Annotated in this window: 18 protein-coding genes; 9 read left to right on the forward strand and 9 right to left on the reverse strand. The window is 57.4% G+C overall.

What is annotated here, in order from left to right; genetic code table 11:
• Positions 1 to 13: 13 nt before the first annotated feature.
• Positions 14 to 2,005 carry a transketolase gene (gene tkt / locus HXW73_RS01705; protein ID WP_186254613.1) on the reverse strand — a complete coding sequence of 664 codons (1,992 nt, stop codon included), beginning with the start codon at positions 2,003 to 2,005 and terminating at the stop codon, positions 14 to 16.
• A gap of 231 nt (positions 2,006 to 2,236) precedes the next feature.
• Here tkt and metK point away from each other — a divergent pair, with 231 nt between their 5' ends.
• The 5 genes from metK to ligB all read left to right on the forward strand — a co-directional run bounded on the left by metK (position 2,237) and on the right by ligB (position 8,310).
• On the forward strand, positions 2,237 to 3,457 hold the full coding sequence (gene metK, locus HXW73_RS01710; protein WP_186254614.1) for a methionine adenosyltransferase: 1,221 nt from the start codon (positions 2,237 to 2,239) through the stop codon (positions 3,455 to 3,457).
• Between the two features lie 218 nt (positions 3,458 to 3,675).
• Positions 3,676 to 4,695 carry an ABC transporter substrate-binding protein gene (locus tag HXW73_RS01715; protein ID WP_186254615.1) on the forward strand — a complete coding sequence of 340 codons (1,020 nt, stop codon included), beginning with the start codon at positions 3,676 to 3,678 and terminating at the stop codon, positions 4,693 to 4,695.
• Positions 4,692 to 5,750, forward strand: coding sequence for a FecCD family ABC transporter permease (locus HXW73_RS01720; RefSeq protein ID WP_240538684.1), 1,059 nt, complete (start codon positions 4,692 to 4,694; stop codon positions 5,748 to 5,750). Before HXW73_RS01715 ends, HXW73_RS01720 begins: the two co-directional genes overlap by 4 nt.
• Positions 5,747 to 6,508, forward strand: coding sequence for an ABC transporter ATP-binding protein (locus HXW73_RS01725; protein ID WP_186254616.1), 762 nt, complete (start codon positions 5,747 to 5,749; stop codon positions 6,506 to 6,508). The genes HXW73_RS01720 and HXW73_RS01725 overlap by 4 nt, the downstream gene beginning before the upstream one ends.
• 140 nt (positions 6,509 to 6,648) lie before the next feature.
• On the forward strand, positions 6,649 to 8,310 hold the full coding sequence (ligB, locus tag HXW73_RS01730) for an NAD-dependent DNA ligase LigB (protein ID WP_446719003.1): 1,662 nt from the start codon (positions 6,649 to 6,651) through the stop codon (positions 8,308 to 8,310).
• Positions 8,311 to 8,339: 29 nt separating this feature from the next.
• Here the strand turns inward: ligB and HXW73_RS01735 are convergent, their stop codons facing one another.
• A complete protein-coding gene (locus HXW73_RS01735) occupies positions 8,340 to 9,275 on the reverse strand; it encodes an AEC family transporter (RefSeq protein ID WP_186254617.1) in 936 nt (311 codons plus the stop codon).
• 144 nt (positions 9,276 to 9,419) lie between these two features.
• On the opposite strand from HXW73_RS01735, the gene metF reads away from it, so the two are divergent.
• On the forward strand, positions 9,420 to 10,262 hold the full coding sequence (gene metF / locus HXW73_RS01740; RefSeq protein ID WP_186254618.1) for a methylenetetrahydrofolate reductase [NAD(P)H]: 843 nt from the start codon (positions 9,420 to 9,422) through the stop codon (positions 10,260 to 10,262).
• A gap of 86 nt (positions 10,263 to 10,348) precedes the next feature.
• On the opposite strand, the gene HXW73_RS01745 is transcribed toward metF, so the two are convergent.
• The 4 genes from HXW73_RS01745 to prlC form a co-directional block, all read right to left on the reverse strand.
• Entirely contained in the window at positions 10,349 to 12,550 is a 2,202-nt protein-coding gene (locus HXW73_RS01745) for a TRAP transporter permease (protein ID WP_186254619.1), read from the reverse strand.
• A gap of 92 nt (positions 12,551 to 12,642) precedes the next feature.
• Positions 12,643 to 13,623 carry a TAXI family TRAP transporter solute-binding subunit gene (locus HXW73_RS01750; protein ID WP_186254620.1) on the reverse strand — a complete coding sequence of 327 codons (981 nt, stop codon included), beginning with the start codon at positions 13,621 to 13,623 and terminating at the stop codon, positions 12,643 to 12,645.
• 274 nt (positions 13,624 to 13,897) lie between these two features.
• Entirely contained in the window at positions 13,898 to 14,155 is a 258-nt protein-coding gene (locus tag HXW73_RS01755; RefSeq protein ID WP_186254621.1) for a YheV family putative zinc ribbon protein, read from the reverse strand.
• Positions 14,156 to 14,209: 54 nt separating this feature from the next.
• Positions 14,210 to 16,258 (reverse strand): oligopeptidase A, encoded by a 2,049-nt coding sequence (prlC, locus tag HXW73_RS01760; protein WP_186254622.1) that lies wholly within the window; start codon positions 16,256 to 16,258, stop codon positions 14,210 to 14,212.
• A gap of 162 nt (positions 16,259 to 16,420) precedes the next feature.
• Between prlC and HXW73_RS01765 the strand changes: the two genes are divergently transcribed.
• The 3 genes from HXW73_RS01765 to HXW73_RS01775 all read left to right on the forward strand — a co-directional run bounded on the left by HXW73_RS01765 (position 16,421) and on the right by HXW73_RS01775 (position 19,109).
• Positions 16,421 to 17,761, forward strand: a complete 1,341-nt coding sequence (locus tag HXW73_RS01765; protein ID WP_186254623.1) for a sodium-dependent transporter — start codon at positions 16,421 to 16,423, stop codon at positions 17,759 to 17,761.
• Between the two features lie 38 nt (positions 17,762 to 17,799).
• Complete coding sequence (locus tag HXW73_RS01770; RefSeq protein ID WP_186254624.1) at positions 17,800 to 18,348, forward strand: gamma carbonic anhydrase family protein; 549 nt, start codon at positions 17,800 to 17,802, stop codon at positions 18,346 to 18,348.
• Between the two features lie 89 nt (positions 18,349 to 18,437).
• Entirely contained in the window at positions 18,438 to 19,109 is a 672-nt protein-coding gene (locus HXW73_RS01775) for a metal-dependent hydrolase (protein WP_186254625.1), read from the forward strand.
• On the opposite strand, the gene HXW73_RS01780 is transcribed toward HXW73_RS01775, so the two are convergent.
• Genes HXW73_RS01780 through HXW73_RS01790 form a run of 3 tightly spaced genes read right to left on the reverse strand, consistent with a single transcriptional unit; the run spans position 19,085 to position 23,122 of the window.
• Positions 19,085 to 20,467: a sigma-54-dependent transcriptional regulator gene (locus HXW73_RS01780; RefSeq protein WP_186254626.1), complete on the reverse strand. Its 1,383-nt coding sequence runs from the start codon at positions 20,465 to 20,467 to the stop codon at positions 19,085 to 19,087. The two genes, HXW73_RS01775 and HXW73_RS01780, sit on opposite strands and share 25 nt — an antisense overlap.
• Positions 20,460 to 22,352: a sensor histidine kinase gene (locus tag HXW73_RS01785; RefSeq protein ID WP_186254627.1), complete on the reverse strand. Its 1,893-nt coding sequence runs from the start codon at positions 22,350 to 22,352 to the stop codon at positions 20,460 to 20,462. Before HXW73_RS01785 ends, HXW73_RS01780 begins: the two co-directional genes overlap by 8 nt.
• Positions 22,349 to 23,122, reverse strand: coding sequence for a GntR family transcriptional regulator (locus HXW73_RS01790; protein WP_186254628.1), 774 nt, complete (start codon positions 23,120 to 23,122; stop codon positions 22,349 to 22,351). The genes HXW73_RS01785 and HXW73_RS01790 overlap by 4 nt, the downstream gene beginning before the upstream one ends.
• Positions 23,123 to 23,183 lie beyond the last annotated feature (61 nt).

Consider the following 23,183-nt stretch of genomic DNA (forward strand, 5'->3'; position numbering starts at 1 on the left):
TACCCTCGCCTGCTCATCCCAGCAGCTCATGGGCCTGTTTGACGACGTTCTCAACGGTAAAGCCGAAATGCTTGAACAAGTCGCCTGCGGGCGCGGATTCGCCGTACGTGGTCATGCCGATCACGCGGCCATCAAGGCCCACGTACTTGTACCAATAGTCCGCATGCCCGGCTTCGATTGCGATACGCTTGGTGACCGCCTTGGGCAGTACGCTTTCACGGTACTCGGCATCCTGGCCGTTAAAACGGTAAGCCGAGGGCATGGACACAACGCGCACAGCCTTGCCCTGCTGCTCAAGCTCGGCGGCTGCGTCCATCGCCAACGATACTTCTGAACCAGTGGCAATCAGAATCAGCTCAGGTGTGCTTTCACTGTCTTTAAGGACATAGGCCCCGTTTTGAATCGACGCCAGCTGTGCCTTGGTGCGCTGCTGGTGGGGCAGGCCCTGACGCGAGAGAACCAGCGCGGTGGGGCCGGAATGGCGTTTGAGGGCAGCGTCCCAGGCGGCCACGGTTTCTACCGCATCGCAGGGGCGCCACGTATTCAGATTCGGCGTGGTGCGCAGGCTGGTCAACTGCTCGATCGGTTGGTGGGTCGGGCCATCTTCGCCAAGGCCGATGGAGTCATGGGTGAAGACGTAAATCGCCTGTTGCCCCATTAACGACGCCATGCGCACTGAATTACGCATGTACTCCATGAAGATCAGGAAGGTCGCACCATAGGGCACAAAGCCGCCGTGCAGACCTATCCCATTCATGACCGCGCCCATGCCAAACTCGCGCACGCCGTAATGCAGGTAGTTGCCACTGGCGTCTTCCGGCGTGATCGCTTTGGCGCCGTTCCAGAACGTCAGGTTCGACGGGGCCAGGTCGGCACTGCCGCCCAATAGTTCCGGCATCTGCGGGCCAATCACGTTAAGTGCTTCAAACGACGCCTTGCGTGAAGCAATGCTGTCGCCTTTCTCCTGCGCCTGTTCGAGCAACGCTTCGGTGGGCAGTTCTGCAGGCAGTTGGGCCTTCATGCGACGCTGGAACTCGCGTGCTTCAGTAGGGAAAGCCTCCGCGTAGCGCTCAAAACGGGCATTCCACGCCTGCTGGCGTGATTGGCCAGCCTCGCGGGCATCCCAGGCCGAATAGATCGGCTCAGGCACGTGGAAGGGCGCATGGGGCCAGTCAAGCTGCTGGCGCGCGGCGGCCACTTCGTCATCGCCTAACGGCGCACCGTGGGCTTCCTCTTTGCCTTGCTTGTTGGGTGCACCAAAGCCAATCACGGTCTTGCAGATAATCAGGCTGGGTTTATCGTTGTGGCTCTTGGCCAGTTCAATGGCCGCGTTGATTTCTTCCGGCTTGTGGCCATCCACATTGGGCACCACGTGCCAGCCGTATGCTTCAAAGCGCTTGGCGGTATCGTCGGTAAACCAGCCTTTCACCTCGCCATCGATGGAAATGCCATTGTCGTCGTAAAGCGCGATCAACTTACCCAACTGCTGGGTGCCTGCCAGCGACGCCGCTTCGTGGGAAATGCCTTCCATCAGGCAACCGTCACCCAGGAAACACCAGGTGTGGTGGTCGACAATGGTGTGGCCTGGGCGGTTGAATTGCGCCGCCAGGGTTTTTTCAGCTATCGCAAAGCCCACCGAGTTGGCGAAGCCCTGGCCCAGGGGGCCCGTGGTGGTTTCAATGCCGGGCGCGTAGCCATATTCCGGGTGCCCGGCAGTCGGCGAATGCAACTGACGGAAATTCTGCAACTGTTCCAGGCTCAACTCATAACCGGTCAGGTGCAACAACGAATAGAGCAGCATGGAACCGTGCCCGTTAGACAACACGAACCGATCACGATCGGCCCATCTAGGGTCTTCGGGGTTGTGCTTGAGGTGGTCATTCCACAGCACTTCGGCAATATCCGCCATCCCCATGGGAGCGCCCGGATGGCCGGACTTGGCCTTCTGGACGGCATCCATGGAAAGGGCGCGAATGGCATTGGCCAGCTCAAAACGGGACGGCATGGGGTGCTCCTCGCCTGGAAACGTGAATAATAGAGGCGCTATTGTCGCTGACTTCCCGGGCGTCGGCAAATTCTATGGGCTCGTTCTGGGAAGAACTTCCAACAGCGTGTAGACTTTGGCCCCCGAAGCGCGGTGTTGCTTCTTTAATAGGTGGGCAGGGCAACTTCCTGCCATGATTTCCTGCTGATGCTGCGGTGACTTGCCGCCGTCACACCGAGGGTCGAGTGCGCGATGAGCGAATATTCCCTGTTTACCTCCGAGTCTGTCTCCGAAGGCCATCCTGATAAAATTGCCGACCAGATTTCCGATGCGGTGCTGGATGCCATTATTGCCCGTGACAAGCAGGCGCGGGTTGCCTGTGAAACCATGGTCAAGACCGGCGTCGCGATCATTGCTGGTGAAATCAGCACCAACGCTTGGGTGGATCTCGAAACCTTGGTGCGTGAGGTGATTACCGACATTGGCTATACGTCTTCCGATGTAGGCTTCGATGGCGCCACCTGCGGCGTGGTCAATCTGATCGGTAAACAGAGCGTCGATATTGCCCAGGGCGTTGACCGTAGCAAGCCGGAAGATCAGGGCGCCGGCGATCAGGGCTTGATGTTTGGCTACGCCACCAACGAGACCGACTCCTTCATGCCGGCGCCGATCCATTACTCGCACCGGCTGGTGGAACGCCAGGCTGAGCTGCGCAAGAACGGCCTGCTGCCGTGGCTGCGCCCGGATGCCAAGAGCCAGGTGACCTTCCGCTATAATGAGGAAGGGCAACCCTGCGGCGTCGATGCCGTAGTGCTCTCCACCCAGCACGACCCGGATATCGACCAGGAAGACCTGCGTACAATGGTCAAGCGGGAAATTATCGAGCAGGTGATCCCCGCCGAATGGCTCGATGACGATACCCAATACCACATCAACCCGACCGGTAAATTCGTGATTGGCGGCCCGGTGGGCGACTGTGGCTTGACCGGCCGCAAGATCATTGTCGATACCTACGGCGGCATGGCACGCCACGGTGGCGGTGCCTTCTCGGGCAAGGATCCGTCCAAGGTTGACCGCAGCGCGGCTTATGCCGGGCGCTACGTGGCCAAAAACATCGTGGCGGCGGGCCTCGCCGACAAGTGTGAAATCCAGATCTCCTACGCGATCGGCGTGGCCGAGCCGACCTCCGTATCCATCGATACCTTCGGCACCGGCAAGGTGAGTGATGCCCAGATCGTCAAACTGGTGCGTGGGCACTTTGATCTGCGTCCTTTTGCGATTACCCGAATGCTCGACCTGCTTCACCCGATGTACCAACTGACCGCCGCCTACGGACACTTTGGCCGCGAGCCGTTCGAGCACAGCTACCACTGGGTCGATGATAAAGGCCATACCCAACAAGAGACGTTTATCGCTTTCCCTTGGGAGCGCACCGACAAGGCCGATACGCTCCGTCAGGCAGCCGCCTTGTAAGCGCATAGACGCTTGATGCTACCCCTCAGCGCCTCCTGCTCAATACCAGGGGGCGTTTTTATTGGGCGCGTATGGATGGAGGTTGCGATGAGAATGGTTTTCGATTATATTGCGCGCGCTGGTAATGCGTATCAGTGCTATCGTTATCTGATCAGTGCAGGCGCTGGACGATTAGCCGATGTAAACGTTAAACCTCTACCAATAGTGATGGGTGCTCCATGACACGTCTTCTTGCTGTGACTGGATTCTGCTCCCTGCTGGGCCTGGCTTCGTCCTCGGCCCTGGCGGGCGACACGCAATACCCCTTGACGCTTAACAACTGCGGGGTAGAAGTGACCTTCGAACAGGCGCCTGAGCGGGCGATTGGCCTCGGTCAAAACAGCGCTGAGCTGATGCTGATGCTCGGCCTGGAAGACAGAATGGCGGGCACGGCCTTCTGGCCCAACAGCGTCTTGCCTCAACTGGCCGATGCCAACGACCAGGTAAAAGTGCTGACGGTGGAGTTCCCTACCTTCGAATCGATTCTGGCCGAACAGCCGGATTTCGTAGCAGCGGCGCTCCCCAGCTTGCTGGGGGAATCCAGTCGAGTGGCCACTCGCGACGATTTCACTAAGATGGGCATACCGACCTACCTGTCGCCCGGTACCTGCGTCGCTGAAGGCATGGCCCAGGACAAGTACGGCTATGGCGATCGAGCCCAACTGTGGAATATGGGCGCCTTGTATCAAGAGATCGAAGACCTCGCCCGGATTTTCGATGTAAACGACCGAGGCGACGCCTTGATCGATGACCTGAAGCAACGTGAGGCCGCGCTGCGCGCAGCGTCTCCTGACAGTGACGAGCCGCTCTCCTATCTGTTCTGGTTCTCCAGTTCTTCTCCCGCAGCGGATGCCCACCTGGGTGGCAAGTACAGCGCATCCGGCTTTATCGCTGACGTATTGGGTGGCACCAATGCCATCGAGTCCGAGGCGGAGTGGCCGACGCTAGGCTGGGAAGGCATTATCGCCACTGATCCGGATGTGATCGTCGTGGCTCGCGTCGAGCGTGACCGTTGGGAGCTCGACGACGCCGACGCGAAGATCGAGTTCCTTAACTCGGATACGGCGACACGTGAGATGAGGGCGGTCAAAAACGGCGCCATTGTGGTCATGGACGGTCAAGCGATGAACCCTACGCTCAGGACGATTTTCGGTGCCGAGCAGGTGGCCGAACAGCTTGAGGCGCTGGGTCTGAGATGAGTGTGACGATTAGCATGCCACAGGCCCTCGAGCGTTTGCCGCGCCTGGCAGGGGAGGCAGGGCTGCTGTTGGCATCACTGCTAATCATTGGTTTGGTGGTGGGCATCAGTGTCGGGATCGGCGATATGCCGATTCCGATGTCCACGACCTATGCGGTGATCACCAACAAGCTCGGCTTGACTTCCTTCGAGCTCAACCGTATCCACGAAACCATTATCTGGGATTACCGCTTGAGCCGGGCGTTAGTGGCGGCACTGTGTGGTGCCGGGCTGGCGTTGGCCGGTGCCATCATGCAGTCGATACTGCGTAACCCTCTGGCCGAGCCGTATGTGCTGGGTATTTCGGCCGGTGCATCGACGGGGGCGGTTCTGATCGTCATTCTGGGGCTCGGCGCTGGCGCGGTATCGCTCTCCTCGGGGGCCTTTATCGGCGCTTTTGCCGCTTTCCTATTTGTGGCGCTGCTGTCGAATGGTGCGCGCGGTGGGGCCGACCGAACCATTTTGGCTGGGGTGGCGGCATCGCAGCTGTTCAACGCCGTGACCTCCTATATCGTCACGACGGCGGGTAATGCACAGCAGGCGCGGGATGTGATGTTCTGGCTGCTCGGCAGTTTTGGCGGTGTGCGCTGGCCAGAGTTCTTTCTGGCCTCGACGGTCGTGGGCCTCGGGCTGGTCGTTTGCCTATGCTACGCGCGGGTACTGGATGCGTTTGCCTTTGGTGATGAAGCGGCGGCCTCGTTGGGGGTCAATGTCGCACAAACGCGGATCATCCTGTTTGCGCTGACGGCTGTTATAACGGCCACTATCGTCAGCATGGTCGGCACCATTGGCTTCGTTGGCTTGGTGGTTCCCCACGCGGCGCGTTTCGTGGTGGGGCCACGCCACGCCGTCTTGCTACCCGCCTGTGCCATCGTGGGGGCGATCTTCATGGTGGTAGCGGATATCGCCTCCCGCGTGCTGATTCCGCAGCAATCCCTGCCGATCGGCGTGGTCACGGCGCTGGTGGGCGTGCCGTTCTTCTCTATCATTCTTTACCGGTTACAGCGCGCATCATGAGTATCAAGGCCGAGAATCTGATCTGGAAAATCGGCACCAAGACAGTGATCGATGGTGTCTCCTTCGAAGTCGAACCGGGTAAGCTACTGGGCGTGCTGGGCCCCAATGGCTCTGGCAAAACCTCGTTGCTACGGCTGCTGGCCAGGCTGAAGCGACCGCATGCTGGGCGGGTCATGCTGGATGGGCAGGAGCTCTCGACCTTTCGCCGCCGGGCCATTGCCCAGCGAGTCGCCTTCATCGAACAGCACGCCACGACCAATGCCAACCTCAAGGTGATCGATGTGGTCAAGCTTGGCCGTTTCCCGCACCGTTCGATGCTATCGGGCTGGACGCGCGAGGACGATACGGCGGTCAACGAGGCGCTGGAGCGTACCGGGATGAGCGTAAAGCGCGATGATGCCTGGCATAGCCTATCCGGCGGTGAGAAACAGCGCACCCATTTGGCGCGGGCCCTGGCCCAGTCACCCAAAGAACTCATTCTTGACGAGCCCACCAACCATTTGGATGTGCAACATCAGATCAACCTGTTGCGGCTGGTCTCCAGCCTGCCGATGACCAGTATCATGGCACTCCATGACCTCAACCACGCCGCTATGTATTGTGATCGGCTGCTGGTCATGCAGGCGGGCAGGATCGTTGCCTCCGGTGCTCCTGAAGAGGTGTTGACCCAACGCCTGCTGCGTGATGTCTTCTCGGTAGACGCCCATGTGGAGACCTCGCCCCACCATGCTCGGCCGCATATTCAGTTTGTGCGCTAGTCGATAACACGCCAATCCTTGTTTCCCGCATTGCATCATGGTCAGTTTAAGGTAAATTAAACTTAACGGTTGCTAGTGCAAGCGCCGTGTCTTTTCCTTGTCATCATGTGAGGATGGGTATGCAGGGCTGGCGATGGATCATGAAAGTGGGGTGGCTGGGTGGCCTGTTAGCCATGGCGCTCACTGCGCAGGGGGAGGAATGCCCCGATTGGCCGGAAGAGCGCTTAAGCCGTGAAAGCCAGGCGCTGGCCGAGCAGGTACGGCTCTGGGACACTGCTTACCACGACGAGGGTGTTGCGCTGATCGACGATGCCCTTTACGACCAAGCGGTAGAGCGCCTAACCACTTGGCAGCGCTGCTTGGGCCATGTGCCCGATCACCGCCCGCTGACGCGGGTGACCAGCAGTAGCGGAACCCTTGAACACCCAGCAGCCCAGCGCGGTCTCAATAAAGCCGATGACGAGGGTATCAGGCGCTTTACCAGTCGCCGGGAAGATCTGTGGATCCAACCCAAAGTCGACGGCGTGGCGATTACGTTGCGCTATGCTGATGGCGAACTGGTCGAAGCCATCAGCCGCGGGGACGGCGAGCGGGGCCAGGACTGGACGGCCCGTGTGCGACAGCTTTCTGCCGTTCCCAATAGGCTTCCCGAACCGGTTTCTGCGCTACTCCAAGGCGAGTTGTATTGGCGTTTGGACGAGCACGTTCAGTCACGCTCACCCTCCTCTGGTGCCCGGGGGGCCGTGGCAGGTGCCATGGCGCAGTCTTCGCCTGACGCGGCCACCCTTGAAGGTATTGGCCTGTTTGTCTGGGGCTGGCCTGACGGCCCGACCGGAATGGAAAACCGCTTAGCCCAACTGAGTGCGCTGGGCTTTGATACCGCCGACTACACCTATTCGTTGGATGATCGCCACGATGCCGCTTACTGGCGCGATACCTGGTTCAACGGCCCGCTGCCGTTTGCCACCGATGGCGTGGTGATTAAACAAGCCGAGCGGCCCGGCGTGCGCCGTTGGTCATCGTCGCCCCCGGAGTGGGCCATTGCTTGGAAATACCCGGCCCAGCAGGCGCTGGCGGAAGTGCGCGGTATCGAGTTTCGCGTCGGGCGCACCGGGCGAGTAACGCCTCTGGTATGGCTTAACCCAGTCCTGTTGGAAGGGCGGCGCATTAGCCGTGTTTCATTAGGCTCCTTGGAGCGCTGGGAATCACTGGACGTTCGCCCCGGCGACCAGGTGGCAGTCACCCTGGGCGGGTTGACGATTCCGCAGTTGACCGAGGTGGTGTGGCACACCCAGGAACGCTCGCCGCTGTCTCCGCCGTCACCCCAGCGCTACCACTTGCTGAGCTGTTTTGAGTTAACCCCCGGTTGCGAAAGCCAACTGCTGGCGCGGCTCACTTACCTTGGCGACCACTTGACGATGCAGGGAGTTGGTGAAGGCACTTGGCAGGCGTTGATCGAGGCGGGCGTGGTCACAGGGCTGCTTGACTGGCTAACCGTTGAGCCAGCCGAGCTTGAGCAGGCTTATGGTATTGGCAATGCCACCGCCGCGGCGTTGATGGAGCAGTTTCAAGCCGCGCGCTTCGCCCCCTACGCCACTTGGCTTGAAGCGCTGGGGATGCCACCAGGCGGTAGTGCACGCTTGGGCGACTGGTCTACCCTGTCGGGCCTTACGCGTTCCGAGTGGCAGGCCCAGCCGGGTGTCGGCCCGGTTCGTGCCGAGGCCCTGGTGGCGTTCTTTAGCCATCCCGACGTGCAGCGTATGGCAGCACAGTTAAACGAAATGGGGGTTGAGGGTTTTTAACGCAATGAGTGATCAACTGATTAACGAACCTAGCCCAGCCCCGTCATGCGCAGCATTAAACCGAGATAAAGCGGAATCAGCAGCGGCGCAAGCAGTGTAGTGACCAGCACCGCTAATGCGCCTTTTTGCGGCTGGATGCCCAGTTCCATGGCCACGACCACGACATTGGCGGCCATGGGCACTACGCCCATTAACAGCAGTGCCAAGGCCAGTTCTGTGGAAAGTGGCGCCACCCACTGCAGTATTAAAACGGCCGCTAGCATGACCAATGGCCACATCAGGTAACGTAGTCCTAAGCAAGTGGCCACAAAGCGCGTATCCCAGGCGGAAAGCGTCACTTGGCTAAGCGTCATGCCAATAATCATCATGCCCAACAGGGTATAGGTGGCGGGGAACACTTGCAGCGCACTCATGACGGCCGTGGGTAGGGTGATGTCAAGGCTGCTCAGTAGTAACGCGAATAGGAAGGCGTAGATAAGCGGCAGGCGAGAAATTTTTATAAAGCTCTCGCGTACCGAAAAGCGCCCGCGAGCGCTGAGGTAAAAACCAACGGTAAACTCATAAATGTTAATCCCCAGCATGCAGAACAGGTAAAGGGTAACGCCTTCGGGGGGTAGCAAAATCAACGCAATCGGCAGACCAAAATAGCCGGTATTGCCTGTTCCCGAGGAAAATGCCAGCAGGGCGGCTTCCTGTTCGCCAAAGCGGTGGCGCGTGAAGCGTTGTACCAACAGCGCCATCAGGCTCGCTACAATGAACAGCGCTAATGTGAGCAGTAAGTAATCAGGCGTTGGCCCGCCGTTCATCAGCGCGCGAAAAATGGTAAAGGGGGCAATCAGATACACCAGCAGCGTCGCAATCGGGCGAGGATCTAACTTGAGCCGTTGTGCAGCCAGCCAGCCTAAACCCACATAGCTGAGTAACATGAATAGCGGCCCAACCAATGCCCCAGGCGTAAGATCCATTTACCCTCCCATAATACGTGTGTAACTGATGAACATGAGCCGAATTAAAGGCCGAGCGTGGAATCTTTCATTAGCCCCAGCGCGACGGAACAGCGAGAATACCCCAAAATATCATGACTATTGACACATTATTGAGGAAACCCCATGAGCCGCCACGAGCATCCGCTAGGTATTAGCTTTGAATTCTTTCCACCAGGCACTGATGCCGGGCGCGACAAGCTAATCCAGACTCGAGATGAGCTGGCTACCCGCAAACCACGCTTTTTCTCGGTTACCTACGGTGCCGGAGGATCGACCCAGGCGCGTACTCGCGAGGTTGTCCGCAAGGTGAGTCAGAGCGGTATTACCACTGCCCCGCACCTTTCCTGTATTGGGAGCGAGAAAGCCCAGCTGCGAGATCTTTTGGCTCAGTACCGTGAAGAAGGTGTCGACAGTCTGGTCGCCCTGCGCGGCGACATGCCCTCCGGTATGGCCAGCATTGGTGAACTGCGCTACGCCAATGAGCTGGTCGACTTCATCCGTGATGAAACCGGCGATCATTTCAATATTGCCGTCGCCGCGTATCCCGAGTCTCATCCACAGGCCCCCAATCTCGACAAGGATGTGGAAAACTTTGCCCGCAAGATGAAGGCTGGCGCCAATATGGCGATTACCCAGTATTTCTTTACCGCTGATGCCTATTTCCACTTCGTAGAAAAAGCCCGTGCGCTGGGCGTTGAACAGCCGATCATTCCCGGCATCATGCCAATTACCAACTACACCAAACTGGCGCGTTTTTCCGATGCTTGTGGTGCTGAAATTCCCCGCTGGATTCGCAAACAGTTGGAATCCTACGGCGACGACAGCGAGGCAATTGCTGACTTTGGCACCGATGTGGTGAGCCGTCTTTGCCAGCGATTACTGGATGGTGGGGCGCCAGGCCTGCATTTTTATACCCTCAATCAATCCAAGCCGGTGTTGAAGATCGTTGATAATTTGAGCGGCTAGGCCGATTGATTACCCCTTAATGCGAAAACCCCGCTCAGCTATCTGAGCGGGGTTTTTTACGCTTAGCGTCTAGCGGCTAAAACCAATTAGCCTGTTTGCGGTGTCTTGTTATCACCACCGTACTGTCTGCGCTGCATGATAAACAGGATGGCACCAATGGCCAGGCCCGCTACATCGGTATAAATACCGCCGTAAATCATGAACATCGCACCCACTAGCATGATGATGCGCTGGAGTGTATTCACCGGACCGAAGAACCATTTCTGGACCATACCCGAGAGCAATACGATACCCAGTGTTGCGGTTACCCCCACGCGCAGAATCTGCATGGCGGAGCCTTCCATCAGCATGGCCGGGCTGTAGAAGAACATGAACGGCACGATGAATGCGGCTAGCCCAATCTTGAACGATGCCACCGACGTGCCCATGGGGTTGTCGCCGGAAATACCCGCTGCTGCGTAGGAGGCCAGTGCCACTGGCGGGGTAATCGCGGAGACCACCGCAAAGTAGAACACGAAGAAGTGGGCAACCAGGGGTTCGATGCCGATGTTGATCAAGCCAGGCGCGACGACCGAGGCCGCCACGGCATATGCCGCCGTGGTTGGCATGCCCATCCCCAGCAGAATACTGATCAGCATGGCAAATACCAGCGCCAGAAGCTGGCTCACGCCCGCCAGACCGAGTAGCAGCGACGAGAAGCGTGCGCCTACGCCGGTCAGCGAGATAACACCGACGATCAAACCAGCACAGGCACAAACCGCGATGATCTGAATCGACATGGTGCCAGCCAGTTGGAGCGCTCTCAAAATGGCACGAAGGCCCATTTTGTTTGGTGAAATCCAACTGACAACGGCGGCTGACGCTGTGGCCAGGGTACCCGCACGAATCACCGAATAACCCATGAACAGAGCAACGATCAGGATGATAATGGGCGCGAACAGGTAGACCTGCTTGACTAGCTTGGAGAAGAGCGGGATCTCTTCTTTGCGCATGCCGCGCATGCCTTTACGGGCCGCCTCAAAGTCGACCATGAAGTAGACGGATGCAAAGTAGAGGACGGCAGGAATAATGGCCGCAATAGCAATCTCGGTATACGGAATGCCGGTCACTTCGGCCATGATGAAGGCGCCCGCGCCCATGATAGGCGGCATGATCTGCCCGCCGGTAGAGGCGGCCGCTTCAATCGCGCCGGCACTGCGCGGGGGATAGCCGACCTTTTTCATCAGCGGGATTGTCAGCGAGCCGGTCGAGACGACGTTACCGGCGGATGTGCCGTTGATCATGCCCATCAGGCCCGAAGCGAAGATGGACACCTTGGCCGGGCCACCGCGAGCTCGCCCAGCCGCCGCAAAGGCGAAGTTGACGAAATAATCGCCCACTTTGGACGCTTGCAGAAAGGCGGCGAAAATAATGAACAGGATAATGTACGTCGATGATACGGCCGTGGTGGGCCCTAGAATGCCGGTATCGGTATACACCTGGCTGAAGAAGCGCTGCAGGGACAAGCCGGGGTAGCCCAAGAAACCGGGCAATGCAGGCCCCGCAAAAACATAGGTCAAAAATACCGCTGAGATAACCACCAACGCCAACCCGGCTACTCGGCGGGTCAGCTCCAGAATCAGCATGGAGCCTGCAATTGCCGCCCAGGAAATACCTGATGGGGCAAAGGATGTGCCCGTCGACATGCGTATATTGGTGTTGAAGGCCACCAGCAGATAGCCGGCACTTGCGGCTGCGCAAACCATGAGTACCAGGTCTGCCGGATTAAAACGATGGCGTGCTTGGCGATAAAACCAAGACAGTATAATGGCACCGGCTGTGGTCGCCATGAGCGGATAACCGTAATGCCAGTTTTCGACGCTGGGGTCGATACGCATTGCTTCGCCGCTGAGTGTCTGGTGCATCAAGAACACTTGCGCCAATGTGTAGACAGCGGGAATAAGCAGCGCGTAGCTGGCCCACTTCAAGGCAGGGCCAGATGCGTGGTGGTCGTCTTCGGCAAAACGGGCACCGGCAAATAGCCCGTAACCGAGAATAAGCGCACCGGCAATGTGCAAGATACGAAACGACCAAGTTTCCAAGGGGAACACATTGAGTGAAATCAGGTGGAAGCTTGAATAGCCAATGGCTAACGCCGCAAACAAGAAAAACTGCCAGCCGGTAAAAAGACGGCGGTTGGATTCAACAATCTCTTCATCGACACCCTCGACAATAGACTCAGGGGCCGATTCAGTATCCTGGGCATCATCCTTGAGACCGTTGGGTTCTTGATCGGTTTTGTGACTCATTTGAGTTCACCCTCACAGCAAACAAAGGGGCATTAGCGAAAGCTGCCCCGCCCAACCTTGGTTGGCACGGGGCAGAAAGCAACGAGTATGACTTACTTGATCATGTCTTCGTCGATCTCGTAGCCGTTCTCTTCATACCAGCGAGCAGCACCCGGATGGAAAGGCAGCACGGTGTTGTGCTTGATGTTTTCCGGAATGGTGGTCGCTGCACTGCGGTGGACCGACATCATACGGTCATTGTTTTCCATGGTGGCTTTGGTGACTTCATAAACAAAGTCTTCCGGCAGGTCACAACCGGCGATGGCAAAGTTCCACATGGAAACAGCGCGGGCGTCTTCTTCCAGTGTTTGGTAAGTGCTAGCCGGGATGGAGAATTCTGCCACGGGGAAGGCGTTCATCACCGTTTCCAGCTCTTCTTCAGTGAACTCGAGGATGTTCACATCGGTTTGCACTTCGAGTTGGCTGACGGCCGGGATTGGAATGCCAGCGGCGAAAGCAATAACGTCCAGCAACCCGTCCTGCAACTGACCGCCCAGATCAGACCAGCCGCCGTTGCGGCGTTCAAAGTTGACGCCTAGCTCTTCCAGCATGGCCGGGAAGTAGGTATCAGACGTGGAAGCCGATGGGCCAAAACCGATACGTGCGCCGTCAGGAATATCGGAAATTGATTCAATCCCGCTGTCGGAGAGTACGGTGATTGAGAACGGCGTTTCATACATCGGGAACATCGCGCAGACGTTGTCCATCTTCAGGCCCGGGGCGAGGGGGCTTTCACCATTTACCGCATCGGCAGCCGGACCCATGGTCGCTAGACCGAAGGCAGCATCGCCGTTGTGTACCAGTGCCAGGTTCTGGGTGGGGCCACCGGTCACTTCGCCGCCACCTGAGACGTCTAACTCATCAGCAATAAAGTTGGCCCAGCCAGAGCCATAAACGAAGTAAGTGCCACCCTGACTCGCGGTGCCGACGGTGAAGTTGTCCGGCCAGTCTTCGCGGTCGGCATGGACGCTACCGGCAGCCAGAATCGCGCTGCTGGTCAGTAATGCCAATGTGGTCGGTTTAAAATTGCGCATGGCGAATTTCCCTAGTTGTTTATTGAGGTTGTTAACGCACTGGCGGTATGCGAATGAAGCAACACCACCAGCGGTGAGCTATAAACTAGAGCGATTGTCATGCCAAAACAAGGCTTTGTTTTTAAAAACAGAGGCTTAAAATTTTTCTTTTCAACGTTAGTCGTAGAGAGGAAAGAGCAATGTGTCTGGTGTTGCGCACGGTAAGCATGGATTTGTGTGCGTTAATCCGCACACATGATGGCATCGTGAAGGTAGGGCAGCGATCATTTATTCACTATGAGTCGGACGACTTGTGGTCAGGGTCCATAATCCGCACAGGCTGGATCTCATTCTGAGCGGGCTCCGGGCGGGCTTGATTGACGCGGGTGGTCAGCTCGCCGGGTGCTTCATCCTCGATGGGTAGCTGTTCGAAAAAATCACAGCTGACGCACTCCCGGTAACGGATACCGTTCTGCTCCCAGGCGCGAATGCGATCCATGGCCGCACAGCGGGGGCAGGTCACGCCTGCAATAAAACGTTTTACACTCGACATCATCAGGCTCCAATGGCGCGACCCCCAAGGAGGTCGCGCTTAGGTAGGGCGGGTTTAAGCGGCACGGATTCCGCTATGACGTAATAACGGGTCGACGCTAGGTTCGCGGCCACGAAAGGCACGGAATATGTCAGCAGCATCGCGTGCGCCGCCTTGCTCGAGAATCTCTTGCCGGAAGCGTTGGCCGGTAGTGGGGTCAAAGATACCGGCTTCTTCAAACGCGCTCCAGGCATCGGCCGATAACACTTCTGCCCATTTGTAGCTGTAGTAACCCGCCGCGTAGCCGCCTGCAAAAATGTGCCCAAAACTGTTTTGAAAGCGGTTGAATGCAACGGTGGGGACCACGGAAACGCTCTGGCGTACCTCGTCGAGTAGCGCCTGGACATCGCTGGCGCTGGGAGATTCGAGCTCGTGGTGCAAGCGCAAGTCGAATAGCGAGAATTCGATCTGACGCGCCATGCCTATTGCGGATTGGAAGTTTTTGGCGGCCTGTAGGCGCTCCAGCAAAGATTCGGGCAGAGGGTCGCCGTTGTCGACGTGGCCGGCAATCAGGTCGAGCCCTTCGCGTTCCCAGCAATAGTTTTCCATGAACTGGCTGGGTAGTTCGACAGCATCCCAGGCAACGCCGTTAATGCCTGAGATGTCAGCAATGGTTTGCTTGGTCAGCATGTGGTGCAAACCATGGCCAAACTCGTGGAACAGCGTGGTGACTTCATCGTGGGTCAGCAGCGCGGGTTTGTTGTCCACCGGCGGGGTGAAATTGCAGGTCAGAAAAGCGACGGGAAGCTGCAAACCATCGTGCGTCTGGCGGCGCACCCGGCAATCCGCCATCCAGGCCCCGCCACGCTTGCCTTCGCGGGCATACAAGTCAAGGTAGAAGCCAGCAATCGGCTGATCATTGTCGGTGATCCAGTAGAAGCGCACGTCGTCGTTGTAGTGGGCAACGTCAGTATCTTCTGCAAAGCCCACGCCGTAGAGCCGTTCAACCACCCGGAACAGTCCGTCGATGACCTGCGGCGCGGGGAAATAAGGGCGCAGCTGTTCCTGCGAAATGGCATAGCGTGCTTCACGCAGTTTTTCGCTGGCATAGGCCACATCCCAGGGTTCAAGCGTCTCGATACCCAGCTCATTACGCGCAAACTCGCTGAGTTCGGCAACCTCCTGCTGGGCTTGTGGGACGGCGCGGTTCGCCAGGTCGGTTAGAAACGCAAGCACCTGTTCAGGCGAGTCGGCCATCTTGGTGACCAGCGAATAGTCGGCGTAAGTATCAAAGCCCAGCAGGTGAGCGAGTTCCTGGCGCAGCGTCAGAATTTCTTCGAGAATGGGCGCATTGTCGAACTTGCCGGCGTCTGGCCCTTGGTCAGACGCACGGGTGACGAAAGCGGTATACACTTCGCGGCGCAGTTCGCGGTTATCGGCATAACTGATCACCGGAAAAAAACTGGGGAAGTCGAGGGTGATACGAAACCCATCGATGCCCTTGGCATCCGCCGTTGCCTTCAGCGTATCCAGCGCGCTTTGCGGCAAGCCCGCCAGCGTGTCTGCATCTTTGATATCTTTGTGCCAGGCCTGAGTGGCGTCGAGCACGTTATTGGAAAACTGGTTGGATAGCACCGAGAGGCGCGCCTGAATATCGCCGTAACGGGCTTTTTTATCGGCGGGCAGGTCGACGCCAGCCAAGCGGAAATCACGTAGCGCGTTATCGACAGTGCGCTGCTGAGCTGGGCTTAGCTGAGTCCACGCGGGCCCTGCCTTGAGCGCTTGCCAACCATTGAAAAGGCCCTCATGTTGGCCCACCCAGGTGCTGAACTCGGAAAGCTGTTCCAGGCAAGTCTGGTAGGCGTCGCGAAGTGCGGGGGTATTCATGGTCCCGTTGAGGTGCGAGACCGGCGACCACGCTTGGGTGAGCCGGTCATTAACAGCTTCGATGGGTTCGGCAAAGTTCTCCCATGTGGGTGTTGTGTCAGTGGCCTGTTGAGCAAGGCGATCAATCGTGTCACGACTTTCGCTGATCAGGGTTTCAACCGCTGGGACCACGTGCTCGGCGCGGATGTCGTTGAAAGGGGGCAGCGAGTGAGTCTCGAGCAGCGGATTGCGGGACATAGTCACCTCTTTGGGTATCGTGGGAGCGCGACAAGCGCTGTCATACCGTTAGAGTGCGGGCGAACGTGGGTTGTTTCAATGCTGGGGCACTCCTTGACTTGCCTTCAGCCCAGCGCCTGTTAGTCTTGCGGGCTTTTAGGGCCACCAAGGCGAGAATCATCAATGAGTAAAACGCTAGAGCGCTGGGGGTCAAAACGGGCCTTTATCCTGGCGGTGACGGGTGCTGCGGTGGGCCTGGGTAATATTTGGCGCTTCCCTTACGTGGCCGGAGAGAACGGCGGAGCGGCGTTTTTATTGATTTACGTGGCCTTCGTCATACTGCTCGGCATACCCGTGATGATGGCGGAAATTTTAATTGGCCGCGCTGGGCGCCGAGGGCCCATGCAGGCACTGGGGGCACTGGCGGCGGAAGCGGGTGCCTCACGACACTGGCGCTGGCTGGGCCTTTTCGGTGCTTTCACGGTGTTTTGCATCCTATCGTTTTACTCGGTGGTATCCGGCTGGTCCATTGAATTTTTGGTGGCATCCATCAACGGCAACTTCAAAGGCGCCAGTGCCGCTGAGATTGGTGCCGGTTTTGATGCCTTTCTGGCGAATCCCGGCCTGCTGATTTTTAATCACACGCTGTTTCTGTTGATGACCATGGTGGTTGTCGCGGCGGGCGTTGCCAAAGGCCTGGAACGGTTAAACAATCTGTTAATGCCCCTGCTGTATGGCCTGTTGCTGTTTCTGGCGGCCTATGCGGCCACGACCAGCGGTTTTGGCACAGCCCTGTCCTGGCTATTCTTACCCTCCATGGAAGCGCTAACGCCGACTGTTGTGCTACATGCCATGGGGCACGCTTTTTTCACTCTGGCCGTGGGGGCGTGCGCGTTGATGGCTTATGGGGCCTATATGCCTGACGAGCAGAGCCTGCCGCGGGCTGCTATGGCGGTTGCGGTATTGGATATCAGTGTGGCGCTACTGGCCGGTATTGCGATCTTTTCGGTGGTATTTTCCCAGGGAATGGATCCCGCCGATGGCCCAGGACTGATGTTTGTGACCCTGCCGATCGCCTTTTCAGAGCTGCCCTGGGGGTCGCTGTGGCTGAGTGTGTTCTTTCTACTGTTACTGTTGGCGACCTGGACATCGGCGATTAACCTGGCCGAGCCTATGGTGGCTACGTTGCTGGGTTTTGGCTGGCGGCGGAGCGTATCAACGGCCGTCGTGGCGCTTAGCGTGTGGTCGATTGGTCTGCTATCGGCGTTGTCCTTCTCAACGCTCGCTGATTTTCGTCCGCTGTTAGGGCGTAACGTATTCGAATTGGTAAGCAGTATTCCGCCGGATATTTTCTTGCCTTTAGGCGGTCTGTTAATCGCGATCTTTGCCGCCTGGGTGCTGCCTCGCGGTACGGCCGCAGCCGCATTGGGCGTGGGTGAGCGCGGTTATCTATGCTGGCGCAACGTGGTTCGCTGGGTGTCGATTCCGCTGACGCTTATGGTTCTGCTTAGCGGGTTGCTATAGTGGGGTACCATCCCTGCATCGAAAGTGAGGAGAATGCAATGAGCAGTGCGTTGAGAAGCTTCAACAGCATGACGCCGCGTCTGGGTGAGCGGGTGTATATTGATTTGGCAAGCGTCGTGATTGGTGACGTCGAGCTGGGTGACGACTGCTCGGTATGGCCGATGACAGTGATACGGGGTGATATGCACCGTATCCGTATTGGTGCCCGTACCAGCGTTCAGGATGGCAGCGTTCTGCATATTACCCATGCCAGTGATTTTAACCCCGAGGGTTTCCCGCTTACCGTGGGTGACGACGTGACCATTGGTCATAAAGCTATCCTCCATGGCTGTACGCTGGGGAGCCGTATTCTGGTCGGCATGGGGGCTATTGTCATGGACGGTGCCGTGGTGGACGATGAAGTCATCATTGCCGCTGGCGCGGTCGTGACGCCGGGTAAGCATCTGGAAAGTGGCTATGTGTATGCGGGTAATCCGGCCAAAGCATTGCGTCCCCTTAAAGATAAGGAGCGCGCTTTCTTTGCTTACACCGCCGGTAATTACGTCAAATTGAAAGATAGCTTTCTTGCCGAATCGAGTGATTCTTAAGCGCTTCATTCCCCTCTTTTTTTGTTGGAAAGCCGTATTGTGCCGATCAGAAATCTGTTAATTTATACAGTTTTCTGGTCGAGCGCGACATGGCGAACTTTCGCACCCACATCACAGTAGCCTCTACAGGCGGTATGCTGCTGGCTTATGCTGGCTGGCAATTGCAGTGGTGGGCACCTTCCCAGGCGTTATTGGTGGTGGTCTTGACTGCATTTGGCGGTATTTTGCCCGATATCGATGCCGACCGGTCACATTCCATACGACTTATTTTCAATATCCTGTCCATACCGGCACTGGTGCTGGGCGTGCTTATACTGCAGCCCTGGTTATCCTCAGGGCAGTTGTTAATGGCCTGCGGTGGGGTTTACGTCGCGGTGCGTTATATCGCGGGAATCACGTTTTCACGCTTTACGGTACACCGCGGTATCTGGCATTCACTGCTGGCGAGCCTTTTATGCGCGCTGCTGACAACGGCCGTGAGCTTTCAACTGCTTGCCCAGCCAGCGTGGCTGGCCTGGTCGCATGGAGCGGCGATATGGATCGGGTTTGTTATTCACTTGCTGCTGGACGAAATCTACAGCGTCGACTTAGAAGGCGCGCGGCTTAAGCGGTCCTTTGGTACGGCGCTGAAGTTTGGCGATGGCCGCCGCCCGCTGTCGAATATGTTAATGCTGATTGCCTTGCTGCCTCTCTGGCCCTGCCTTCCTCCCTGGGGGGTGTTGGGCGAGCTGATCGCTCAAGGATCGCTGCTATGGCGGTAGTCGTCAGCATGTAGCCCATGTTTTTTCAGCTTGTCGTAGAACGTTTTGCGTGGAATACCAAGATGCTGGCAGACCTCGGTGACGCGCCCGTGATGGCGGGAAAGTGACTGGCTGATCAGGCTTTTTTCAAACAGCTCGACTTGTCGGGGAAGCGTTGGCTCTTCGGTATCTGCCTGAGCGCCTTCAAGCAGGGCATCCAGCCGGTAGTCGAAGGCCGCGCCGAGCAGCACGTAGCGCTCGGCCAGGTTGCGCAATTCGCGTACGTTACCCGGCCAGTCGTGGGCAAGCAGGCTGGCAATACCATGGCTGTCAATGGTGGGCGCTTCCAGACCGCTACGGTTGGCGGCCACGACGGCAAAATGCTGGAAAAGCAGCGGTATATCCTCACGCCGTTCGCGCAGTGCCGGTAACGGCAAGGTCACCACGTTGAGTCGATAATAAAGATCCTCGCGAAAGCGACCGTCCTCGGCGGCTGCTTTGAGGTCGATTTTTGTAGCGGCAATCACGCGGATATCGAGAGGTATCACATCGTTGGCACCCAGCCGCTCAATATGCCGCTCCTGCAGTACGCGCAAGAGTTTGACCTGCAGGGCAAGGGGCATGGATTCAATTTCATCCAAAAAGACGGTACCGCCGTTAGCGTGCTCAAACTTGCCGATTCGCCTTTCAACCGCACCGGTAAAGGCGCCTTTTTCATGGCCAAACAGTTCAGACTCAATGGTGTGTTCAGGCACGGCGCCACAGTTAATCGCCATGAAGGGGTGGTTGCGCCTTGCGCTGCGCTCGTGAATAGCGCGGGCCACCAGGTCTTTGCCGGTACCGGTTTCGCCGAACAGCAGTACGTCAGCTTCGACCTGGCTGATGCGCTGAATCATCGCCGCCAAGCGCGAGATCACCGGCGTTCTACCCACCAGGCGCGGGCCAAGCGCCGCTTGCTGAGCTTCGAGTTCCGCTTTGAGACGATTATTTTCCAGGCTGAGCTGGCGTTTTTCGATACCTCGGCGCACCACGTCGAGCAGTTCGTCACCGGCAAAAGGCTTTTCCAGAAAATCCCACGCCCCGGCGCGCATGGCCTCGACGGCCGTTGAAATATCACCGTGGCCGGTAATCAATATGATCGGCAGGGTGCTGTCGCGACGATGGAGTTCGTGCAGCAATGTCATGCCATCCATACCCGGCATGCGAATGTCGCTGACAATGACACCCGGAAAGTTGGCGGGCAGTGCGGCCAGGGCTTCTTCGGCGGATTCAAAGCAGTGTGGTGTATAACCGGCAAGTTCAAGGGTCTGGCTGGCGGTGATGCGCAGATGCGGTTCGTCGTCAATCACCATGACCGGCAGCGTCGACGGCTCATGCATCGGAAACAGTCTCCTGGGTAGCCCGCGGGGCGGGAGCGAGAGGAAGTGTGATGGTAAAGCAGGCGCCGTCGCCAGGCAGATTGGCCGCCTGCAACTTTCCGCCTAGATCGTCCATGATACGCGATGAAATGGAAAGCCCTAATCCTAGCCCGCTACCGGGTGCTTTGGTAGTGAAAAACGGCTCGAAAACCTGTTCAAGATATTGAGACGGAATGCCAGGCCCGTTATCGGCAACCCGGATAATCACCTGCTGACTCGAGGTTTGAGCGCTGAGCGTAAGTCGGGGTGAAGGGGTCTCTTTCATGGCCTGGAGGGCATTGCCGATTAAGTTGACCAGTACTTGTTCCAGGCGTACAAGATCAGCTTTTACCCAGAGCGTTTCCTCGGGCCATTGCTGTTCAACATCAATGCGGTCATCACGAAGGCGGCTCTGGAAAAGACGCAAGGCATAATCGGCACAGGCTTGAACGGAAACAGTCTCCGGATGGTCGCTGCTTTTACGGGAAAACTGGCGTAGCTGGGCGCTAATGTCGGCCATCCGGTGGGTGAGCTCGATAATCTGCTCGAGGTTGGCATCTGCCTGTTCCACTCGGGATAGTTCGATAAAGCGTCGGGCGTTTTCGCTGTAGGCGCGAATAGCCGCGAGCGGCTGGTTAAGCTCGTGGTTAATGCCGGCGGCTAGCTGGCCCAATACCGCGAGCTTGGCCGCCTGGATTAGCTCGTCCTGGGTTTGACGCAGGTTGGCTTCTGCGCGGCGACGTTCATCTATTTCATCAGAAAGCCGCTGGTTGCTGGCGACCAGGTCGCGGGTGCGACGCTCAACGCTCATCTCCAGTTCATCGCGCACACGGGCCAGTGTCTGCCGCTCGCGTTCGGCAAATGTCTCGCGCTCACGGCGAAGCCGAAGCCGCTGCCAGCCGATCCCTGCGGCCAGAGCGACGATTCCATAGAAGCCGCCAGCCATTAAAGCGGCCATCCATTGGGCGTTTACGACTGGGCTAAGCGGCTTGAGTATATGCATTTGCCAGTTAAACTCAGGAATTTCTCGGGTCAGGTTCAGATAGTGTCCGTTACTGAGCGGGCCTTCTTTAAAGGTCACCACGCGGCTATGCACATTTAAGTTGTCTTGCACCTGAATGCCCGAGGGGGGTAAAGGTTCTTGGCCGTAGCGCTTTGTTGCATGTAGTGACTGCCGCTGTTCTTCGGTGAGTGGATAAAGCGCGTTCATGCGCAGTTCAGGTTGGCTGGCGAGGAAAATAATATTGTCGTCATCGGTAACGAACAGGGTGGATTCCTGTTCGGCCCAACTTTCTTCTACATCGTTGAGTAGTACTTTAATGACCAGGACGCCATCGGGTCGGGCATCCGGTGAGGTGTCATCGAGCCATACCGGGGACGAGAAGTAATAACCGCGTTCCTGCGATTGCAAGCCGAGTCCGTAAAAGCGCCCCTGTCCCCCTTCGATTGCATCGCGGTAATAGCTACGAAACGCGTAATTTTGTCCGATGAAGGTATTTGGACGGTGCCAGTTGCTGGCCGCGATCGTGTCAGCATTGCGGTCCAATAGATAAACGTCAGAAACGCCAGAGGTAAAGCGGAACCGATCCAGCAATAAATTGAGGGGCATCGGGTCCTGGCTGTCCGGCGAGGCGAGAAAACGCTGGACACCTTCGCGCGTGGCAAGCATCTGGGGGAGGTAGTCGTAACGTAATAGGTAGCCATTAAGGTTGGCGGCAGACAGGCGAAGTTCGTTTTCCGCCTCTTGCTGAAGGTTGTTCAGTGCCTGTTCGCGGGCCAGGAGCGATGCTTGCCACATGCATAAGAAAAGCCCTAGCGTTACAGCGATCAACCATAGATATCGCCAGCGGAATAAAGAAATGTTCATGCCGGGGCCGAACTCGTCCCTTGGGCACGGCGCAAGGCGCGCTGCGCGCGTGTTTCAGCGCGAGCCACTTCTAGCAAACCGTCCTCGACAAATACCAGGTGTTCGTGAGCGCGGGTGCGTGCGTCTTCAGGACGTCCTTCAATGATGGCATCCAGCAGTGACCGGTGCTGCTGCATCAGTTGGCTGCGTGAATCCGGTTTGGCAAAGAGGTGGGCCAAATTATCTACGATACTTTGTTCAAGTAGATGGAAAATGCCACGAATCGTATGTAACAGCAGAACATTATGGGCAGCTTCCGCAATGGCCAGGTGAAAGGCCGCATCTAGTTTTGCTTCCTGGGCCGGGTCGGCCCCCACAAATCCGCCGTCAAGTTCTTCGAAGCGTTGTATAAGAACGGCTTTATCGGCTGGCGTAGAGCGCAATGCCGCGTAATAAGCCGAAATGCCCTCCATGGCGTCGCGAAACTCAAGTAGATCTAGATGAAACTCTTTATGTCGGGAAAGCATTTCCAGTAAAGGGTCGGTGTAACCACTGTTCAGCGACTCTTCGACAAAGGTACCTTCGCCTTGACGACTCATTAACAAGCCGCGAGCCGATAATTTCTGTATCGCTTCTCTTAATGAAGGCCGTGATACACCAAACCTTTCAGCAAGCTCACGCTCGGGCGGTAGGCGCTGCCCAGGCTTCAAGCTACCTTCTAATATCATGGCCTCCAGGCGCTCGGTAATCACATCGGCTAATCGCTGCTGGCGTAACGGGGGGTAGTTCATCGAATGGCTCTCTAAATTGGTAAGACCAATAATAGATTTATCGCGTAGTGAACTCAAGCTA

The organism is Halomonas sp. SH5A2, assembly GCF_014263395.1.
Taxonomy (GTDB): Bacteria; Pseudomonadota; Gammaproteobacteria; order Pseudomonadales; family Halomonadaceae; genus Vreelandella.

What these genes read in the sequence shown, in the direction of transcription:
- HXW73_RS01770 (WP_186254624.1), top strand. Translation starts at nt 17,800, where the DNA reads ATGAGCAGTGCGTTGAGAAGCTTCAACAGCATGACGCCGCGTCTGGGT.
- HXW73_RS01735 (WP_186254617.1), bottom strand. Translation starts at nt 9,275, where the DNA reads ATGGATCTTACGCCTGGGGCATTGGTTGGGCCGCTATTCATGTTACTC.
- metF (WP_186254618.1), top strand. Translation starts at nt 9,420, where the DNA reads ATGAGCCGCCACGAGCATCCGCTAGGTATTAGCTTTGAATTCTTTCCA.
- HXW73_RS01720 (WP_240538684.1), top strand. Translation starts at nt 4,692, where the DNA reads ATGAGTGTGACGATTAGCATGCCACAGGCCCTCGAGCGTTTGCCGCGC.
- ligB (WP_446719003.1), top strand. Translation starts at nt 6,649, where the DNA reads ATGAAAGTGGGGTGGCTGGGTGGCCTGTTAGCCATGGCGCTCACTGCG.
- HXW73_RS01745 (WP_186254619.1), bottom strand. Translation starts at nt 12,550, where the DNA reads ATGAGTCACAAAACCGATCAAGAACCCAACGGTCTCAAGGATGATGCC.
- HXW73_RS01790 (WP_186254628.1), bottom strand. Translation starts at nt 23,122, where the DNA reads ATGAACTACCCCCCGTTACGCCAGCAGCGATTAGCCGATGTGATTACC.
- HXW73_RS01755 (WP_186254621.1), bottom strand. Translation starts at nt 14,155, where the DNA reads ATGTCGAGTGTAAAACGTTTTATTGCAGGCGTGACCTGCCCCCGCTGT.
- HXW73_RS01785 (WP_186254627.1), bottom strand. Translation starts at nt 22,352, where the DNA reads ATGAACATTTCTTTATTCCGCTGGCGATATCTATGGTTGATCGCTGTA.
- tkt (WP_186254613.1), bottom strand. Translation starts at nt 2,005, where the DNA reads ATGCCGTCCCGTTTTGAGCTGGCCAATGCCATTCGCGCCCTTTCCATG.
- HXW73_RS01750 (WP_186254620.1), bottom strand. Translation starts at nt 13,623, where the DNA reads ATGCGCAATTTTAAACCGACCACATTGGCATTACTGACCAGCAGCGCG.
- metK (WP_186254614.1), top strand. Translation starts at nt 2,237, where the DNA reads ATGAGCGAATATTCCCTGTTTACCTCCGAGTCTGTCTCCGAAGGCCAT.
- HXW73_RS01765 (WP_186254623.1), top strand. Translation starts at nt 16,421, where the DNA reads ATGAGTAAAACGCTAGAGCGCTGGGGGTCAAAACGGGCCTTTATCCTG.
- HXW73_RS01780 (WP_186254626.1), bottom strand. Translation starts at nt 20,467, where the DNA reads ATGCATGAGCCGTCGACGCTGCCGGTCATGGTGATTGACGACGAACCG.
- HXW73_RS01725 (WP_186254616.1), top strand. Translation starts at nt 5,747, where the DNA reads ATGAGTATCAAGGCCGAGAATCTGATCTGGAAAATCGGCACCAAGACA.
- HXW73_RS01775 (WP_186254625.1), top strand. Translation starts at nt 18,438, where the DNA reads ATGGCGAACTTTCGCACCCACATCACAGTAGCCTCTACAGGCGGTATG.
- HXW73_RS01715 (WP_186254615.1), top strand. Translation starts at nt 3,676, where the DNA reads ATGACACGTCTTCTTGCTGTGACTGGATTCTGCTCCCTGCTGGGCCTG.
- prlC (WP_186254622.1), bottom strand. Translation starts at nt 16,258, where the DNA reads ATGTCCCGCAATCCGCTGCTCGAGACTCACTCGCTGCCCCCTTTCAAC.